This window comes from Desulfurispora sp. (assembly GCF_052744395.1).
On sequence record NZ_JBRAJI010000049.1, the window covers coordinates 1 to 17,041 of the forward strand.

The 17,041-nt window shown below is 58.8% G+C and carries 20 protein-coding genes; all 20 read right to left on the bottom strand.

The features are described 5' to 3' along the window. A partial coding sequence (locus ACUVTU_RS11490; protein ID WP_445890100.1) for an S-layer homology domain-containing protein occupies positions 1–2,302 on the bottom strand: 2,302 nt, incomplete at its 3' end. Positions 2,303–2,524: 222 nt separating this feature from the next. Then, complete coding sequence (locus ACUVTU_RS11495; protein WP_445890101.1) at positions 2,525–3,574, bottom strand: rod shape-determining protein; 1,050 nt, start codon at positions 3,572–3,574, stop codon at positions 2,525–2,527. Positions 3,575–3,799: 225 nt separating this feature from the next. Beyond that, a complete protein-coding gene (gene spoIIID / locus ACUVTU_RS11500) occupies positions 3,800–4,051 on the bottom strand; it encodes a sporulation transcriptional regulator SpoIIID (protein ID WP_445890102.1) in 252 nt (83 codons plus the stop codon). A 111-nt stretch (positions 4,052–4,162) separates the two neighbouring features. Next, on the bottom strand, positions 4,163–4,444 hold the full coding sequence (locus ACUVTU_RS11505) for a type II toxin-antitoxin system RelE family toxin (RefSeq protein WP_445890103.1): 282 nt from the start codon (positions 4,442–4,444) through the stop codon (positions 4,163–4,165). Then, entirely contained in the window at positions 4,416–4,619 is a 204-nt protein-coding gene (locus tag ACUVTU_RS11510) for a hypothetical protein (RefSeq protein WP_445890104.1), read from the bottom strand. The genes ACUVTU_RS11505 and ACUVTU_RS11510 overlap by 29 nt, the downstream gene beginning before the upstream one ends. A gap of 81 nt (positions 4,620–4,700) precedes the next feature. Beyond that, positions 4,701–5,414: a peptidoglycan DD-metalloendopeptidase family protein gene (locus tag ACUVTU_RS11515; RefSeq protein WP_445890105.1), complete on the bottom strand. Its 714-nt coding sequence runs from the start codon at positions 5,412–5,414 to the stop codon at positions 4,701–4,703. A 67-nt stretch (positions 5,415–5,481) separates the two neighbouring features. Next, complete coding sequence (spoIID, locus tag ACUVTU_RS11520; protein ID WP_445890106.1) at positions 5,482–6,507, bottom strand: stage II sporulation protein D; 1,026 nt, start codon at positions 6,505–6,507, stop codon at positions 5,482–5,484. A 198-nt stretch (positions 6,508–6,705) separates the two neighbouring features. Next, complete coding sequence (atpC, locus tag ACUVTU_RS11525) at positions 6,706–6,972, bottom strand: ATP synthase F1 subunit epsilon (protein ID WP_445890107.1); 267 nt, start codon at positions 6,970–6,972, stop codon at positions 6,706–6,708. Positions 6,973–6,975: 3 nt separating this feature from the next. After that, entirely contained in the window at positions 6,976–8,376 is a 1,401-nt protein-coding gene (gene atpD, locus ACUVTU_RS11530; protein ID WP_445890108.1) for a F0F1 ATP synthase subunit beta, read from the bottom strand. Between the two features lie 57 nt (positions 8,377–8,433). Continuing rightward, entirely contained in the window at positions 8,434–9,288 is an 855-nt protein-coding gene (atpG, locus tag ACUVTU_RS11535; RefSeq protein WP_445890109.1) for an ATP synthase F1 subunit gamma, read from the bottom strand. Between the two features lie 42 nt (positions 9,289–9,330). Then, positions 9,331–10,854 carry a F0F1 ATP synthase subunit alpha gene (gene atpA, locus ACUVTU_RS11540; protein ID WP_445890110.1) on the bottom strand — a complete coding sequence of 508 codons (1,524 nt, stop codon included), beginning with the start codon at positions 10,852–10,854 and terminating at the stop codon, positions 9,331–9,333. A 21-nt stretch (positions 10,855–10,875) separates the two neighbouring features. Continuing rightward, positions 10,876–11,418, bottom strand: coding sequence for a F0F1 ATP synthase subunit delta (locus tag ACUVTU_RS11545; RefSeq protein ID WP_445890111.1), 543 nt, complete (start codon positions 11,416–11,418; stop codon positions 10,876–10,878). Continuing rightward, positions 11,412–11,918, bottom strand: a complete 507-nt coding sequence (gene atpF / locus ACUVTU_RS11550) for a F0F1 ATP synthase subunit B (RefSeq protein WP_445890112.1) — start codon at positions 11,916–11,918, stop codon at positions 11,412–11,414. Before atpF ends, ACUVTU_RS11545 begins: the two co-directional genes overlap by 7 nt. 130 nt (positions 11,919–12,048) lie before the next feature. Then, positions 12,049–12,285, bottom strand: coding sequence for a F0F1 ATP synthase subunit C (gene atpE, locus ACUVTU_RS11555; protein WP_018086301.1), 237 nt, complete (start codon positions 12,283–12,285; stop codon positions 12,049–12,051). Positions 12,286–12,372: 87 nt separating this feature from the next. Then, positions 12,373–13,107 carry a F0F1 ATP synthase subunit A gene (gene atpB / locus ACUVTU_RS11560; protein WP_445890113.1) on the bottom strand — a complete coding sequence of 245 codons (735 nt, stop codon included), beginning with the start codon at positions 13,105–13,107 and terminating at the stop codon, positions 12,373–12,375. A gap of 101 nt (positions 13,108–13,208) precedes the next feature. After that, positions 13,209–13,613: an ATP synthase subunit I gene (locus tag ACUVTU_RS11565; protein WP_445890114.1), complete on the bottom strand. Its 405-nt coding sequence runs from the start codon at positions 13,611–13,613 to the stop codon at positions 13,209–13,211. 117 nt (positions 13,614–13,730) lie between these two features. Further along, a complete protein-coding gene (locus ACUVTU_RS11570; protein WP_445890115.1) occupies positions 13,731–13,967 on the bottom strand; it encodes an AtpZ/AtpI family protein in 237 nt (78 codons plus the stop codon). A 296-nt stretch (positions 13,968–14,263) separates the two neighbouring features. Beyond that, entirely contained in the window at positions 14,264–15,424 is a 1,161-nt protein-coding gene (wecB, locus tag ACUVTU_RS11575; protein ID WP_445890116.1) for a non-hydrolyzing UDP-N-acetylglucosamine 2-epimerase, read from the bottom strand. Between the two features lie 75 nt (positions 15,425–15,499). Then, entirely contained in the window at positions 15,500–16,111 is a 612-nt protein-coding gene (locus ACUVTU_RS11580) for a hypothetical protein (RefSeq protein ID WP_445890117.1), read from the bottom strand. 523 nt (positions 16,112–16,634) lie between these two features. Further along, positions 16,635–17,041: HAD family hydrolase (locus ACUVTU_RS11585; RefSeq protein WP_445890118.1), on the bottom strand; the 407-nt coding region annotated here is incomplete at its 5' end.

Here is a 17,041-nt window from a genome sequence, read left to right on the forward strand (position 1 = left end):
ACACTACCACAATTTCCTTGCCCTCCGGTGTCAGCAGCTTGACAGCGTCATCACCATTCACAGTTGTGAAGCCTTTGACGATAGCATACTGACCATCGGAAGTCAAGTTACCGCTAGTGGTTTCAGCGATAAACAGGTACTTCAAGTCTTCACCATTCTGTTTGACAACATAGGCCAATTTTTTGATCTTATCGTTGTCCTTGACAGAATCCCAAGACTTCACAGCAATGTCATTCAGTTTCTTGTCACCAACGTTGGTGTCGGTTACATCGAAAATAATCGTGGAGTTAACAACATTGTAAGCAGCACCAGTAACGCTGACAATGTTATCATCTTCATCGAACTCATCGTTTGAAGCGGTATCAGTATAGGTTTTCAGATCCAAAATTGTAACAGACTTCAGCGTGCCGTCACTCTTAAGCTTGTATTCAAAAGCGTACAGTTTATTTAAAGCACCACCGGTTAAGCTATCAGTGTTGCCACCAAGCGCAGCTTCCCACTGGGCTCTGGTAGGCTCTTTATAAAGTGTATTATTAGCCAGAGTCAGCTCAACATCATCGGCATCAAATTGCCAGGTAACTTCTTTGCCACTTTCATTAACCGCAACCAGCTTCATCTGTTCGGCGTCACTCAGGTAGCGGATAGGCTTTTGCAGCACAGCAACCTTGGAAGGTGTGCCAGCTACTTCGCCAGAGGTAACGATGTGCCGCACTTCGCCGTCGCCGCCCAGATACAGAGTCACTTCTACACCGTCCAGGTCATCAAGATCATCTACAGTAACTTCGGCAATTGTCTCATTATTATCTTCAGAATATGTCGCTTTGGGCGCAACGTCATATTTCTTGCCATTAATAAAGAGATCATACTTCTTAACTTCACGTGCAGAGTACTCAATTTTCTCAACTTTACCGGATACCTTGGTGCTGGTTGCTACGATAAACTCTTCATCATCACCGAAGGTGAAGACGTTGAGCACATCGCCCTTGGCCAGGTCTTTAAGCTCTGCAACCTTGCCGTCCTTGACGATCATGTAGTCGTCGCCATCCAGATCAAGCTTGCTGCCCTTGCTACTGCTGTTATCATAGTAGCGAACGATTTCGTCAGCTGCTTTAACTTCTTCCACTACACCATAATCTGCATTGTCATAGTCATAGACCACCATGGACTGAATAACATCATCAGTGTCCATGACTACCTTAGCTTTGGCGCCAGCCAGAGCAGCCAGGTCGTCAATATCAAAATAAGTTGCACCAGTTGTAGTAGAGAAATCCTTGATATCACTATTTTTGCTACCAGTGAACAGGTACACCTTGGCTCCATTAGCTACTTCATAGTCATCATCCAGAACATCCAGCTTCAGATTACTGCCATCTTTGCCATCCAGTTCGTCATAGTAGACGGTTTCATCGCTGCTGGCTTCCAGATAGTAGACGATGTCTTCATCATCATCATACCAAACTTTAACTTGTTGACCCAGGAAGTCCATGGGGTTGAACATGCCGTTCAGTTCCATGGTGCCAAGTTTGGTCAAAGTAATTTCATTGGCATCCAGACCGCTCAGATCAACAGCGGCGCACTTTTCCAGTGTAGGCAGATCCTTATTATAGCCGCTGGGCGCACTCCAGTCTTTCTTATCATCAATCACAGTAAGGTCAAACTCATCAGTCAGGATGGTTTCATCGGTTTCTTCGTAGATGATATCGCTGCCATACTTGGTCTGCTTCATCTTGTCAATGTCCAGGGAGTTGGCCGCCATGATGAACACGTCGCCGCGCTTGGCGGGTGCGTAGGCATCGCCTTTCACGCCCTTGGTCACGCCGATTTCAGCGGCTTTGCCCAGGTAACCGGCCGGCCAGGGCATGGTGTCGGCAGCGGGAGCATAACCCAGCATACGCACCAGCATGGTAATGGCTTCGGCGTAGTTCACCGGAGCATCGGGCTTGAAGGTGCCGTCGGGATAACCGCGCAGGATGCCTTTACCCACGGCCACGTTGATGTAGCCGCCGGCCCAGTGAGAAGCGGTGACATCCTTGAACCTGGTGTTGGAAGGAGCAAAGTTGGTGCCCAGGTTTAGCTCGCGCACTACGATGGCGGCAAATTCGGCCCGGGTAATGGTCTGGTCGGGCTTGATGGTGCCATCTTCATAGCCGGTGGCAATGCCCAGGGCAGCCAGTTTCTTGATGGGGATTTCATACTTGGTACCCACTACATCGCTGCCCACGGCGGCATAGGCGGTGGTGACCAGCCCGAAGACCATGGCGGCGATGACCAGCAGGAACAGAATACTCTTGCTGCGTTTCATCAGCTGCATTTTCCTCCTTTTGTATTGATGTGATTGGTCGGTTTGGCAGTTAGCTAGCTAACTGCCACCTGTGCCTTTGGGCCGGCACAGCGGGCCAGGTTCAGGTGAAGCTTTGACCCCCTCCTTTCATAAGCAATAACAGGCAAAAGTTTATGTCTTATGGACTCGATCTTTAAGACGCCGGGGATGAGTAAAAAGTTCCCCGGCCGGATAAATTTTTTTCTAAAAAAGTGGGCGGGTTCTGCGGTGGACCGCCGTAGCTTTTTGTGTTTTGGCCCGGTCCAGGGCGCCCAGCATGCTTAAGGCCCGCCCGGTGCCGCGGGCCACGCAGGAGAGAGGGTCGTCGGCAATGTGCACGGGCAGGCCGGTTTCCTCCATCAGCAGCCGGTCCAGGCCGTGCAGCAGCGAGCCGCCGCCGGTCATGACTATACCTTTGTGCACGATGTCGGCGGCCAGTTCGGGCGGGGTGCGCTCCAGCACCTCTTTCACCGCCCCCACCACGGCTTCCAGCGGTTCCTTGATGGCTTCGTGCACGCCCCGGCGGGTGATGGTCACGGCCCGGGGCAAACCCGAGATCAGGTCGCGGCCGCGGATTTCATAGTGCTTGTCCTCGGCGGCCGCCGGATAGGCCGAGGCCACCTCGATTTTAATTTCCTCGCCCGTGCGCTCGCCAATGGCCAGGCTGTACTCGCGGCGCACAAAGCGGACAATGGCTTCGTCGAATTTGTCGCCGCCCACCCGAATGGAGCGGCTGCAGACAATGCCGCCCAGCGAGAGCACGGCCACGTCGGTGGTGCCGCCGCCGATGTCCACCACCATGGTGCCCGAGGGCTCGGAAATGTCCAGACCGGCCCCCAGGGCGGCGGCCAGGGGTTCTTCGATGACGTAAGCGGAACGGGCCCCGGCCTGCATGGCCGCCTGTTTGACGGCCCGCTCCTCCACGCCGGTAACCCCGGAGGGGATGCAGACCATAATGCGGGGGCGGAAGAACAGTTTTTTGCCCACCGATTTATCGATAAAATAACGAAGCATTTTTTCGGTAACTTCGTAGTCGGCAATCACGCCGTCGCGCAGGGGCCGCGTGGCCACTATGTTGCCGGGCGTGCGCCCCAGCATGCGCCGGGCTTCCGCTCCCACGGCGATGACCTGGCCGTTGTCTCTGTTGATGGCCACCACCGAGGGCTCGCAGAGCACTATGCCCCGGCCCTGCACATAGACCAGCACATTGGCCGTACCCAGGTCTATTCCGATATCGCTGCTCACACCCAGCATTGCTTGGCCTCCCACCCGGCGCGCCCTTTCTCTTCACCCTTTTCCCGGCACCGAGCAAGAAAATTTAAGTCAGACAGGGCTGGCGAAGGGCTTGTCCAGTCTTTTCCCGGCCGTCCGGTGCGACAGCAAACCCGCACTACCGGCAGGTTAAATTATTTCTACAAAAACCAGCATATTCCTGCCGGATGAGATCATTTTTGTCAGGTGGTGCGCTGCCGGTTCGTTTTAGGCCGGCTGGCGGTATTTTTGGCGGGTGGCTTCGCCGCCGCGCAGGTGCCTTTCGGCCTTGTTTTGCTCCAGGATCTGCCTGACGCTGGCCGCCAGTTCTTTATTTAAGGAAGGAAGCCGTTCGGTCATGTCCTTGTGCACGGTGCTTTTGCTCACATTGAAGCGGCGCGCCGCCTGGCGCACCGTGGCCCCGGTTTCCAGGATATAGGCGCAAATTTCCAGCACCCTTTTCTGGATGTACTCCTGCATGCCCCCACCCCCAGGCTTACACTAGTAAATGTATATGCCCGGGGCGGGGATACATGCTTGGCCCTGCAGCAAAAGGCCGCCCTGCCGGGCGGCCATATTCTGGTAGCAGCCTTATTTATACACGTCTCCCCTGGTACCAATATAGACAACGTACACCAGGAGTACATCTCGTTGCAGCGTATATATAATCCGGTATGGACCAATGCGCAGGCGGTATTCACCGGCTCTTCCACGCAATGGTTTTATATCCAGCTGATTGTCCAGTGGATTGCTGGCCAACCTGCGCAGGGCGAAAACGATCCTTTTCTGTGTTTTTCTGTCCAGCCGGCCCAAATAACGCTCTGCATTGTGCGACAAAACAACTTTATAAATTGAACCGCCGGCAGAATTCATCCAGGGTAACACACTCCCCGCGCTCAATTTGCCGCTTCCCCTCTTCAATGGCAGCAATTTCTGCCGGTGTGAGCATTTCCTCATCCAGTTCTTCAGCATATTTGAGCAAACGCTCCAATTTTTCCGGCGGCAAGTAACGAATAATGCGCACTATCTTTCTCCGGGCTGCCAGCATAACCTACATCCCACCCTCCAGCAATGCCTGGTTTTGCAATTATTATTATACCACAATATCGAGCATCTGCGAGTAAATGATTTACCAATCAAAGACTTCTCCCGGGTCGATGGCCCGGTCGTTTTTGCTCACGGCAATGTGCACGGGAACTGTGCCGGCGGTATAGCCGATCACTTCACCCTGGAAAAACTGCTGCCCGGCCGCCGGCAGGGGGGTGGTTTTCAGGCCGCTGATGCGGCAGATAAGCCCACCGGCCAGTTCCAGCTGCAGCGTTCCCAGGTTGCTGTCCGCCTGCACCTTTACCACCCGCCCAGGTGCCGGCGCCAGAACAGGCTGCCCCGGGGAGGTTTCTATATCCAGACCGTCACTGAAGCGGTAATCCCGGTGCACCGGGCTGTAGGTCATGCCGAAACTGCCCAGCTGGCGGCCGCAAACCGGCAGGATGTATTTTTCCGGTGGCAGTTCCGGCGCAGCCACAGTCTGCGGGCTGGCTGCCACAGCCGCATTGCTGTTCTGGCTGGTGGAATTTGGCCCAGGCCGGGTGGCAGGGCCGCTCGTTCCCGGCACGGTTTCCCGCCCTTTCTCTCGGGGTAGCACAAGCGCTAACTGTTCAAGAACCGGCAACCCGGACAGCTGGCTAATCATGCCCGATAGCGCCGGGTAGCTGTACCAGGCCGCCCCGGCCAGGCTGCTGACCAGGGCCAGCACCAGCAGAGCCGGTTTCAGGCGGCTTCTGAGAGTGGATTTAAGGGCGCCGGCCAGGGCTGGCCTACCGGTCAGAACGCGGATTTTCATAAATTTTATTCCCTCCAGCGGTGGATCTGGCCCAATAGTTTGCTAGTTAACATTTTGACCGGATTTATTACTGGTTATACATTCTGTCCACCTTTACCCCCTGGTAGTAATGGGTGAGAATGTCGCGGTAGCTTTTGCCGGCAGCAGCCATCTCCCCCGCCCCCACCTGACACAGGCCCACACCGTGGCCGTAGCCATAAACCTGGATGGTCACCCTATCACCCACAATGCTCAGCTCAAACTGGTCGGAGCGCAGGCCCAGCCGGCGGCGCAGCTCGGCCGACCTGTACTGCCGGTCGCCCAGGCGGTAGGCGGTAACCCGCCCGCCCGGCGTAGTGGTAGCCGCTGCCAACAGGGGGGTCCCGGCTGCAGCCTCCTCTGAGCTGCTGCCTTGCCTGCTGCCCGGGCGGGCCAGCGCCGGCAGGGTCGCGCTGCGTACATCCAGGCGCTGTTCCAGTTCGGCCAGGGACATCTGCACTGCGGTCCGGTCTTTTTCCGCCCGGGCCGCGCTGTGCGGGCAGGGCACGGCCTTCAGATAGGGCACGTCCAGGATGAAAACATCCCCGGCCGCCGCCGTACCCCGCCCGCCGCAGGAGGCATGATAGAGCGGGTCAATCAGCTGTCCCTGGTAGGTGAGCACCTGGCCGGCGGTCTCGCGCACGGCGCGCATGGTTTTATAATAGTAGTAAGGATATTTGGCTCCCCAGTCCTTCTGCTGCTGGAAGGTGTCCTTGTAGGCCTGGCCGTGCGCCGGGTCGTCGCAGATGTCAGCGCCGGGATGGGGGGGATTATAGAGGCCGCTGCCCAGGCGCCTCAAGACATAGGTACGGGCAGCCACGGCCTGGGCCTTTAAGGCTTCCAGGGGGTATTCGGCCGGCATTTCGCCGGCCAGCACGCCCTGCACATATTGCTCCAAATCCAGCGTCACCACCTGCTCACTGGCATGCCGGTACAGGCGCACCACTGTGCCCCTCGGGTGCACTTTTACCTGGTAATGGTAGACCAGCAGGGGCAGCACTGTGTACATGAGCAGCAATCCGCCCAGCAGGAGCAGGAAATAGCGGGCCGGGCGCGGTGGGCGAAACTTTTTCATGATCAAGCGGCTCCATTTTTATTTATATTATACCATGTTTGCCATATATTTACATGTTGGTATAGCTAAAAAATAAATGCACCTGCTGACGAAAGTCAACAGGTGCGGAGAAAAAAGCGGGAACCCCGTCACCGCACGACAGAAGTTCCCGCTGATTATTTACCGGCTATACGCATATATACGCCACATGGCCCGGCGCTACTCCACCGCTTCGGCCGAGTCGGCCAGCACCATCACCCGGCTGTTGCGCACTTCCACAAAGCCGCCCGCCACGTTGAACTTGAGCTGGCGGCCCTCCTGCTGCACGCGCACCTGGCCGTTTTTCAGGGCGCTGACCAGGGGGGCGTGGTCGGGCAAAAAGCCCAGTTCGCCCTCCACGCCGGGTACCACCACAAAGCGCACGTCACCGCTGAAGACCTTTTTCTCCGGAGTGACAATTTCCAAACGCTGGGTTTTTTCAGCCATGGCTTACACTCCCTCGGCCAGGCGCTTGGCCTTTTCCACTACCTCTTCAATTACGCCCACCATGTAGAAGGCATCTTCCGGCAGGTGGTCGTACTTGCCTTCCAGGATCTCTTTGAAGCCGCGGATGGTCTCTTTCAGGGGCACAAATTTGCCCTGCATGCCGGTAAAGGCTTCGGCCACGTGGAAGGGCTGGGAGAGGTAGCGCTGCAGTTTACGGGCCCGGGCCACGATCAGCTTGTCCTCGTCGGTCAGCTCTTCCATGCCCAGGATGGCGATGATGTCCTGCAGTTCCTTGTAGCGCTGCAGCACCTTCTGCACCCCGCGGGCCACTTCATAGTGCTCCTGACCCACCACGTTGGGGTCCAGGATGCGTGAGCTGGAGTCCAGCGGGTCCACCGCGGGATAGATGCCCAGCTCGGCAATCTGGCGGGACAGCACCACGGTGCCGTCCAGGTGGGCGAAGGTGGTGGCCGGGGCCGGGTCGGTCAGGTCGTCGGCCGGCACATACACGGCCTGCACCGAGGTAACCGAGCCTTGCTTGGTGGAGGTGATCCGCTCCTGCATCTGGCCCATCTCGGTGGCCAGGGTGGGCTGGTAACCCACGGCGCTGGGCATGCGGCCCAGCAGGGCGGAAACCTCGGAACCGGCCTGGGTGAAGCGGAAGATGTTGTCAATGAACAGCAGGGTGTCGGCGCCCTCTTCATCGCGGAAGTACTCGGCCAGGCACAGACCGGTCAGGGCCACGCGCAGACGGGCACCCGGCGGCTCGTTCATCTGACCAAAGACCATGGTGGTCTTGTCCAGAACGCCGGCTTCGCTCATCTCCCGGTAGAGATCGTTGCCCTCGCGGGTGCGCTCGCCCACGCCGGCAAACACCGAGATACCACCGTGCTGCTTGGCAATGTTGTTGATCAGCTCCATCACGATAACCGTCTTGCCCACGCCGGCACCGCCGAACATGCCGATCTTACCGCCTTTGAGGAAGGGCACCAGCAGGTCGATAACCTTGATCCCGGTTTCCAGCTGTTCGGCCCGGGTGGACTGGTCCACCAGCGCCGGAGCCGGCCGGTGAATGGGATAGTATTTGTCGCTGACAATTTCGCCCTTGTCGTCAATAGGCTCGCCCAGCACGTCCACCAGGCGGCCCAGGACGGCCCGGCCTACCGGCACGCTGATGGGCTTGCCGGTATCCACCACTTCCATGCCCCGCACCAGACCGTCGGTGGCGGACATGGCCACGGTGCGCACGCAGTTGTTGCCCAGGTGCTGGGCCACTTCCAGGGTCAGCGAGCCCTGGTCGGGTCGCTCCACCTTGAGGGCGTTATATATTTCAGGAACATGGCCGGGCGGGAAGCGCACGTCCACCACCACGCCAATGACCTGAACAATATGTCCAACGCTCATTATTTGCTCTTACCTCCTTCGCGCGCTAATACTCTGCCGCTTGTTACGCCGCCCGGCTTACTCCAGGGCTGCCGCACCGCCCACAATCTCGGAGATCTCTTTGGTAATGGCCGCCTGGCGGGCCCGGTTCATGGACAGCGTCAGTTTGGCAATCATTTCCGAGGCGTTCTTGGTCGCGTTGTCCATGGCCGTCATGCGGGCGCTGTGCTCGCCGGCCTTGGACTCCAGGAGGGCCTGGAAAACCGTGTTCACAACATACTTGGGCAGGAGGGCGGCCAGCACCTCTTCGGCCGAGGGCTCAAAGATGTACTCCACCAGCTTGCTCTCATCGGCTTCACCCTGGGGCGGCTCGGCCGGCAACAGCTTGACCATGGTGGGCCGCTGCACCAGCACGTTGACGAATTCACTATAAATTAGATAAACGGCATCCACTTCGCCACTGGCGTATTTTTCGATAATAAATTCGCCAATCTCTTTGCCCTGGGCGGCACTGATGTTTTCTCCCAGACCCACGTACTGCTGTATAATATTGTAGCCGCGCTTGCGGAAATAGTCGCGCCCTTTGCGCCCCACACAAATCAGGCTGGCATTGGGCTGGTCGCGCAGCTCGCTGGCCGCCTTGCGGATGACGTTGGCGTTGAAGCCGCCGCACAGGCCCCGGTCGGCCGTGACAATGACATAAAGCACATTTTTGGGCTCGCGCACCTCCAGCAGGGGGTGCTGCACGCCCCGGGTCACCGAACCTACCCGGCCCAGCACGTCAATCAGCCTTTTGGCATAAGGCCGGGCCATGGTCACCGCCTCCTGGGCGCGGCGCATCTTGGCTGCCGATACGGCTTTCATGGCCTTAGTGATCTGCTGGGTGCTCTTGATACTCTTAATCCGGCGCCTTAAATCACGCAGACTGGGCATCTACTTTTCTCACCACCTTAATCTGCCGGATAGGGGGCTGCCTTACCGGGCGAAGGTTTGCTTGAACTCCTTGATGGCAGCGATGAGCTTTTGCTCGGTGTCCTTGCTGATCTCGCCGCTCTGCCGGATGGCCTGGCCCACATCGGGATGGCTGGCCTTCATAAACTTGAGAAACTCGGCTTCAAAGGGCAGGACTTTTTCTACCGGCAGGTCGTCCAAAAAGCCCCGGGTACCGGCAAAGATGACCATGACCTGGTCTTCCACTTCCATGGTGGCAAACTGCTTTTGTTTGAGCAGCTCCTGCATGCGCTGGCCGCGGGTGAGGCGGGCCAAAGTGGCTTTGTCCAGGTCGGAGCCGAACTGGGCAAAGGCGGCCAGTTCGCGGTACTGGGCCAGGTCCAGGCGCAGACTGCCGGCTACCTGCTTCATGGCCTTGATCTGGGCGGCGCCACCCACGCGGGACACGGACAGACCCACGTTCACGGCGGGACGCTGGCCGGCGTAGAACAGGTCGGGCTCCAGGTAGATCTGGCCATCGGTGATGGAAATCACGTTGGTGGGAATATAGGCCGAAACGTCGCCGGCCTGGGTTTCAATGATGGGCAGCGCGGTAATGGAACCGGCACCCTCTTTGTCGGACAGCTTGCAGGCCCGCTCCAGCAGGCGGGAGTGCAGGTTGAACACGTCGCCGGGGTAAGCCTCGCGGCCGGGCGGCCGGCGCAGCAGCAGGGACAGCTCGCGGTAGGCGGCGGCCTGCTTGGACAGGTCGTCGTAAACAATCAGGACGTGTTTGCCCTGGTGCATGAATTCTTCGGCCATGGCCACACCGGCAAAGGGAGCGATGTACAAAAGCGGCGCCGGGTCGGAAGCGGTGGCCGACACTACAATGGTGTATTCCATGGCCCCGGTTTCTTCCAGCTTTTGCACCACGTTGGCCACGGTGGAGTTTTTCTGGCCCACGGCCACGTACACGCACAGGCAGTCCTTGCCCTTCTGGTTAATGATGGCGTCCACCGCAATGGCGGTCTTACCGGTCTGGCGGTCGCCCAGGATCAGTTCGCGCTGGCCCCGGCCAATGGGGATCATGGCGTCAATAGCCTTAATCCCGGTCTGCAGCGGCTGGTGCACGGGCTTGCGCTTCATCACGCCGGGGGCAATGCGTTCAATGGGACGGAATTTGTCAGAAACAATGGGGCCCTTGCCATCCAGCGGCCGGCCCAGGGGGCTGACCACACGGCCCAGCAGGGCATCGCCCACCGGCACGGAAATGATGCGGCCGGTACGCTTGACCTGGTCGCCTTCTTTAATGTGGGTGTACGGGCCCAGCAGTACGCAGCCGACGTTGTCTTCTTCCAGGTTCAGGGCCATACCCATGGTGGGTTCGCCGCCTTCCGGGGCGGGGAATTCTAAAAGCTCCATGGCCATGCACTTTTCCAGGCCATAGACACGGGCAATACCGTCACCCACCTGAATAACCGTGCCCACGTCGGCCATCTCGATCTGGGCGCGATATTTATCTATCTGCTGCCTGATAATCGAGCTGATTTCTTCAGGACGCAAATTCATGCTACCGGTTCACCCCTATCTTTAGCTTATTTGCCTTAAATGCTCGCGCATTGCCGCCAGCCGGGTGCGCACACTGCCGTCCAGCACCCGGTCGCCGATCTTCACCACCACTCCGCCGATCAGGGAGGGGTCAACGCGATACGCTGTCTGTACATTTTTACCGGTAATTTTGTTCAATACGCCCTCCAGAGCCTGGCGCTCCTGGGAGGTCAGCTCCACGGCCGATGTAACACTGGCCGCGACAATATTGCGGGCCCTGTTGGCCAGCTGGACGTAAAAGTCCACGATGTCGGGCAGAAATTGCTCCCGCTGGCGCTCTACCAGAAACTTTAAAAATTCCAGGGTGACAGCGCCGATTTTGCCCTGGAACAGTTCGTCCAGCAGCGCTTTTTTCTCGGCGGCGGTAATCCTGGGATGGAACAGCACCTTTTGCAGTTCCCGGTTTTCCTGTACCACCTGGTTCACTGCCTGGAGCTCCTGCTCCACGGCATCCACCTTGTTGTCCCGGGCGGCCAGTTCATACAGGGCCTCGGCGTAGCGACCGCCTACGGCTCCCCTTAGCATGGCAGATCCCCTGCCTCTTTAATAAATTGTTGCACCAGCGAGTGCTGAATGTCGCCGGTCATCTTCTGGTCGATAATCTTGCCGGCCACCAGGATGGACAGGGTGACCACCTGGTCGCGCAATTCTGCCACCGCCTTCTCCTTCTCCCGGGCAATGTCCTGCAGGGCGCTGTCCTTGATGCGGGCGGCCTCGGCCTTGGCGGCTTCGATGATCTGCTGGGCCTGGGCTTCGCCCGTCTTGGTGGCCTGCTGGATAATGGCTTGCGCTTCTTCTTTGGCTTTCTGCATGTCGGCCAGGTACTGCTGGCGCAGGGCCTCGGCTTGTTTTCTTTCTTCTTCCGCCGCGGCTACGTTTTTGGCGATAGCGTTTTGCCTCTGTTCGATGACATTGACCAGCGGCTTGTACACCACCACGCGCAGGAAAATCAAAAGTATGATAAAGTTGAAAATTTGCGCCACCAGAGTTGCATTGAGGCCCAGGGACTTGATTACAGCTTCCATGTTACCTCCTAACCCTCCTTCCGTTACCTGGGAGCGGGAGGAATGGAGAGCGGGCCTGGCTGTTAAAGCCACAGCCCGCTGCCCCACCTTGACTCCTCAGCTTTCTGACCACAGCACAGGCAATGAGTCCTTAGCCACCGATTTTACCCATCAAAATGAAGGCGATAACCACAGCAATAATGGGCAGGGCCTCAATCAGACCCACGGAAATGAACATGGTGGTCAGCAGGTTACCTCTTAATTCGGGCTGGCGGGCAATGGATTCCACGGTTTTGCCGGTCACCAGACCGTCACCGATACCAGCACCCAGAGAAGCCAGGCCCACGGCCAGAGCAGTTCCCAGAGCAGCAGCGGCTCCAACTTCCATCCTTTTCCCCTCCTTTCTCCCCAAATTTTGTAAATGCTTTGGTGGCATATCTCAAATTTTTAAACTTTGAGATATTTCAAGATTGGTTTAATGGTGTTCGGCGGTCACCTGGCTGATGTAGGCAATGGTGAGCATGGTAAAAATAAATGCCTGGATGAAGCCTACAAAGATACTGAAGGCCAGCCAGATCACCGAGGGGATGAACCCGCCCAGGAACGTGGCCGTAAGGCCAATCAGGGCCAGTAGCACGGCAATCAGCACTTCACCGGCGTAAATGTTGCCGTAAAGACGGAAAGCCAGTGTGATGGGCTTGGCCAGTTCTTCCACGATCACCAGCGGCAGGAAAAAGACAAATGGTTCAATAAAGTGCTTGAAGAATTTGGCGCCCTTGTACTTGATGCCCAGCACCTGCACGAGCAAAAAGACCATGATGGCCATGCCCAGTGTAGTGTTGACATCGGCGGTGGGCGACATCATGGTGGGCACCAGGCCCCACAGGTTGCTGAACAAAAGGAAGGTGAACAGGCTGAGGATCAGACACATCAGGCCGGCGCCTTTTTGGGGATCGATGTTTTCATAAACCAGGCCGCGTAAAAACTGGAACAGTTCCTCCATGATCAGCTGCAGTTTGCCCGGCCGGTCCACGCGCATGTTGCGGGTGGCACTGACGGTGAACAGGATGATCAGACCCATGACTATCCAGGTCATGACCAGGGTTTTGACATTGACATTGCCAATGGCGGTGTGCAACACCCCGTGATGGCCAATCTCCAGAAAACCCCACAAATCAAGGTTTTCGTGGACTTGTTCTAGCGACATCATCTCTCCTTCTCACCCCTTTCTGTTTGTAAATTTTTATTTATTAGCAAAATAGGCCATATTCTGTATTCGGAAAACCTGCCCCGGCCGCTTTTCGCCCTGGCTCAACTATCCCGGCCGCTTTCCCGCAGAGCCAGCCCAATGCCGGCCAGGGCGGCAATAACCGAGGGCACCAGCAATCCGGCACCCACACCGTACAGGTTAAACCAGCCGCTCTGCCAGGCCAGGTAGAGCACGGCCACGATCAGCCCCAGGCGCATGGCCAGCCCCCGCTTCATGGCCCCTCTGGCCGCGTCGCCCGTCAGGACGGCGATCTGCCGCACCCGGTTGCCCAGGGTATACATATTGTATGTACCGGCGGACAGGCCCAGGAGCACGCCTCTTAGCAGCCTGTCCTGCGGCCAGACGGCCACCACCACGGCCAGCAGCAGGATGGCCAGGCCGCAGGCCCGCAAAGTGACCGCAATCTGCCGATCCAGTTCTTCCAGAAAGCCTTTTTGTTCTGGCAAGCTACCGCTTCTCCTTGTGCAATACCGACTGCGCTCCGTGGCGATACCCTGGCGCACAACCGGGGCCCGGCTGTACAGCACCCCGCTGCTGTCGCCCCCGCTCCGCCTGCCGGCAGGCTATATGCGCCAGAAGCGCTGCAGGGTGGTAATGATGCCCCAGATGCCGGCCCCCACACCCAGCAGCACGCCGGTCACCAGCAGCCAGGGAGAGGTGCCCAGATGGGCATCCAGCAGTTTGCCGCCGAAGTAGCCGGCGGTGACCGTAATGGCCAGCTCGGCGCCAATGGTGGAGGTGACGGCCAGGGCGTACAGCACTGGTTTGGTTTTGGTGCCGCTATCGCGTGGTGCGGGCATGCAGCTATGGGCTCCTTTCCCATTTTATAGTTTCTACAAAAAAGGAATTATTCCTCCAGAGGGTCAGGACTTTTTTAGCGATGAAATAAAAAAAATGCACCGGGAGCGGCCGGTTTTGGCCGGTGAATGGTTTGCAAAATCTTGTGACAAATGGAATTTTTGTCCCGGGTGGGTGCTATGGCCGGGTGAGTGGCTTTTTTTGGTTACTGGCGAGCACTGTGCAACGATCGCCCGATTACTTCGCGCCGGACGGACTCGCTCAGGGTATCACCACACCCACCGTAGACAGTATACTGTTAACTCTCTCTATCTGCTGAAAACTCTGTTGGCCTTTCGCCGCTCAGGCCCAGGGCGTAGCGCACGGCCTGGACAATGCGGCAGGAGGCCTGGCCGTCGCCGTAGGGGTTGACCGCTTCGGCCATGGCCCGGTAGGCGGCCGGGTCGGTGAGCAGGCGGGCGGCGGCCGCATAGACCTGGTGCTCCTCAGTGCCCACCAGCTGCACAGTGCCGGCCTGCACGGCTTCGGGTCGCTCGGTGGTGTCGCGCAGCACCAGTACGGGTTTGCCCAGGGCAGGGGCTTCTTCCTGCAGGCCGCCCGAGTCGGTGAGCACCAGGTGGCAGCGCTGCATCAGGTTGACAAAAGGCTCGTAGTCCAGCGGTTCAATCAGGTGCACCCGGGGCTGGCCGGCCAGCTCTTCCTGCACGGCCCGGCGCACCAGGGGGTTTTTGTGTACGGGGAAAACTATTTCCACGTCGGGAAATTCCTGCACCAGGGCGCGCAGGGCCCGGAAAATGCTGTGCATGGGCGGCCCCAGGTTTTCGCGCCGGTGGGCGGTAACCAGCACTATTTTACTGCTCCGGTAATCTATTTTATTCAGGGCGGCGTCAGCAAAGACATAGTTTGACCGCACAGTGGCCAGCAGGGCGTCAATGACGGTGTTGCCGGTGATGAAAATCTTGTCCCGGGCCACTCCTTCGGCCTGCAGGTTGCGGCAGGACAGGGCGGTGGGGGCATAGTGCCATTCGGCAATCACCCCGGCCAGATGGCGGTTCAGCTCCTCGGGAAAAGGGGAGTATTTGTTATGGGTGCGCAGGCCGGCTTCCACATGGCCCACCGCTACCTGGCAGTAGTAGGCGGCCAGGGCGGCGGCAAAAGTGGTGGTGGTGTCGCCGTGCACCAGCACCAGATCGGGCTTTTCCTCCCGGATGATTTCTTCCAGCCCGGTCAGGGCGCGCACGGTGATGCCGGAGAGGGTCTGGCCGGCCTGCATGATGTTCAGGTCGTAATGGGGCCGGATTTGAAACAGCTGGAGCACCTGGTCCAGCATTTCCCGGTGCTGGGCGGTAACCGCCACCCGGCAGTCGATCTCGGCCGGGTGTTTTTGCAGTTCCTGCACCAGGGGGGCCATTTTGATGGCCTCAGGCCGGGTGCCGAAGACAACAAGGACTTTTTTCATGGTTCAACGCCTCGTATGTACTGTAGGTTGGGGGTGGAGCGGGCCGTCCGGCCGGTGGCGGGAGGGCGGCCGGCCTCAGCCCTGTTTGACAAAGTTGCCCCGCGGCCCGCCCACATTCTGGAAGGCCGTGTTGAAGTCCCGGTAGAGGGTCTTGTAATGCTTAATCCGGTGCCACTTTTTGATGTAGCCGGGCGGCAGGTCCTCGCGCATTTCCACCGCCGCCCAGCCGCCGGGCACGGGGTAGGCGTAGTAGGGCAGGTCGGCGGGCAGGCCGCGCACGTAGATCACCTGGGGGATGAGGTTTTCCTGGCGGGCCAGGGTGACCCGGTGCATGCCGTCGCAGATCAACAGGTGCGGCCGGCCGTCGGCTTCGATGGATTCTTCCACCACGGGCGGCAGCACGTCCACCGGCTCTTCGCAGCCGGCCAGGTGGATGCTGACATAGCCGTCCAGGGCAAAGAGGTCGATGCCGTGCTCGCGCAGGGCCCAGCGCAGTTGGCGCACTTTGAGCAGTTCGCCGGTAAGGACGTAGGTCTGGGGCGGCGAGAGGAATTCGGGCCGGATTTTTTCCAGGCTGATGGTGCAGTCGCGGTAGACGTGCCGGGCGGGGTCGGTGAACATGCCCACCCGGCGCAGCCTGGCCAGCAGTTCTTCGGCGCTGTGTTTTTCCACTTTTAGTATGTCCATGTTTGTTTGCTCCTTGTAGGGATATTGTTTACTGTTGCTTGTGAGCATCTGCCGCTCTCGCCCGAGAGCGCTTCGCCCCGGGTGCGGGTTGCACATTGCTCACGGCCAAAAACGCAAAGATTTGGCTTGTGCGGATGTGCCAATCCTGAGCGAGCCCGTCTGGAGTACCGGTTGCAGCACCCGGCGAAGGCGCGGAAGCGGGCCGGGAGGCGCGGACAGGACGTCCGCGCCAGCCCCAGTTGAGACACGATGTCGAATCTGGGGCGGCCCGGCCCGCCCGCGTCTGAGCCGCTGGTGCTGCCCGGTACGGAATTCGGGCGAGCACAGGATGCACATCCGCCTCGTCTGGATAGGCTTCCAGCCATAGATGCACACCCGCCTGGTCAGGATGGGCTTCCTGCCATAGATGCACATCCGCCTCGCCAGTATTGGCTTGCAGCCATGAATGCACACCCGCTTCGTGAGGGACGCATACCCATAACCGGTTTGGCACACCCGCTGCTCACCCACTATCCTGGGCACGCTACCGGGCATTGGCGCGGAATAAAACCGCCAGATCCAGCCGGCTCAGGTCGGGCACCACCAGGTCGGGCGCGGGCAGGCGTCCTTGCTCGACCGCCCGCAGGGCCGCCGCCTCTTTGTCCGGCCGGCAGAGCACCCAGACTGTGCGCAGGCCCAGCTGGATGGCCGGCAGAATATCATTGTAATAGGTATCGCCCACCATGCACACCTGCGCCGGGGGCAGGCCCAGCTGAGCCAGGGCGTGCTGGTACAAGCGCGGGTCGGGTTTGGCCGCTCCCACGCGGAAACTCAAGGCGATAGCGTCCATCTGCTGCTCCACATCCGGCCAGGCCGTACAGAAGGAAGCGTAGTAGGGGGGCCAGATGTTGGACACCAGCCCCACCGCCCGGCCCAGCTCCCGGGCCTGCC

Bases quoted from the DNA above. Each gene is read 5' to 3' on its own strand.
- ACUVTU_RS11495 (WP_445890101.1), bottom strand. From the start codon at position 3,574: ATGCTGGGTGTGAGCAGCGATATCGGAATAGACCTGGGTACGGCCAAT.
- spoIIID (WP_445890102.1), bottom strand. From the start codon at position 4,051: ATGCAGGAGTACATCCAGAAAAGGGTGCTGGAAATTTGCGCCTATATC.
- ACUVTU_RS11505 (WP_445890103.1), bottom strand. From the start codon at position 4,444: ATGAATTCTGCCGGCGGTTCAATTTATAAAGTTGTTTTGTCGCACAAT.
- ACUVTU_RS11510 (WP_445890104.1), bottom strand. From the start codon at position 4,619: ATGCTGGCAGCCCGGAGAAAGATAGTGCGCATTATTCGTTACTTGCCG.
- ACUVTU_RS11515 (WP_445890105.1), bottom strand. From the start codon at position 5,414: ATGAAAATCCGCGTTCTGACCGGTAGGCCAGCCCTGGCCGGCGCCCTT.
- spoIID (WP_445890106.1), bottom strand. From the start codon at position 6,507: ATGAAAAAGTTTCGCCCACCGCGCCCGGCCCGCTATTTCCTGCTCCTG.
- atpC (WP_445890107.1), bottom strand. From the start codon at position 6,972: ATGGCTGAAAAAACCCAGCGTTTGGAAATTGTCACTCCGGAGAAAAAG.
- atpD (WP_445890108.1), bottom strand. From the start codon at position 8,376: ATGAGCGTTGGACATATTGTTCAGGTCATTGGCGTGGTGGTGGACGTG.
- atpG (WP_445890109.1), bottom strand. From the start codon at position 9,288: ATGCCCAGTCTGCGTGATTTAAGGCGCCGGATTAAGAGTATCAAGAGC.
- atpA (WP_445890110.1), bottom strand. From the start codon at position 10,854: ATGAATTTGCGTCCTGAAGAAATCAGCTCGATTATCAGGCAGCAGATA.
- ACUVTU_RS11545 (WP_445890111.1), bottom strand. From the start codon at position 11,418: ATGCTAAGGGGAGCCGTAGGCGGTCGCTACGCCGAGGCCCTGTATGAA.
- atpF (WP_445890112.1), bottom strand. From the start codon at position 11,918: ATGGAAGCTGTAATCAAGTCCCTGGGCCTCAATGCAACTCTGGTGGCG.
- atpE (WP_018086301.1), bottom strand. From the start codon at position 12,285: ATGGAAGTTGGAGCCGCTGCTGCTCTGGGAACTGCTCTGGCCGTGGGC.
- atpB (WP_445890113.1), bottom strand. From the start codon at position 13,107: ATGATGTCGCTAGAACAAGTCCACGAAAACCTTGATTTGTGGGGTTTT.
- ACUVTU_RS11570 (WP_445890115.1), bottom strand. From the start codon at position 13,967: ATGCCCGCACCACGCGATAGCGGCACCAAAACCAAACCAGTGCTGTAC.
- wecB (WP_445890116.1), bottom strand. From the start codon at position 15,424: ATGAAAAAAGTCCTTGTTGTCTTCGGCACCCGGCCTGAGGCCATCAAA.
- ACUVTU_RS11580 (WP_445890117.1), bottom strand. From the start codon at position 16,111: ATGGACATACTAAAAGTGGAAAAACACAGCGCCGAAGAACTGCTGGCC.